The following is a 236-nucleotide window of genomic DNA, read 5'->3' on the forward strand; positions in this document are numbered from 1 at the left end:
ATGACGTTTGCCGCCTTACCGGCGACTTCCGTGTAGCCCTGCAGCTGCGAGCGGCTGGCGCCGGTGACTTCGTTGATGATGCCTTTCGCTTCCCGCCCGGCCTGCAGGTTGGGGTTGTTCTGGATAAGCCCGCCGAGCTGGGTCTGGGTTAAACGGTCCGTGCCGTTATTGAGGATAAGCCCCTCTTTGCCGACGTTATACTCACCGAACTGGTTATGCGAAATGCCCGCCCCGTT

At 60.2% G+C, this 236-nt stretch carries 1 protein-coding gene; it reads right to left on the bottom strand.

The genetic code is table 11. The features are described from left to right. Window positions 1–236 (bottom strand): two-partner secretion domain-containing protein (locus KIF87_RS23640; RefSeq protein WP_213330873.1); only part of this gene is annotated, 236 nt, incomplete at both ends.

It is taken from the genome of Enterobacter sp. 120016 (assembly GCF_018383635.1).
In the GTDB taxonomy this organism is placed as follows: Bacteria; Pseudomonadota; Gammaproteobacteria; order Enterobacterales; family Enterobacteriaceae; genus Enterobacter; species Enterobacter asburiae_D.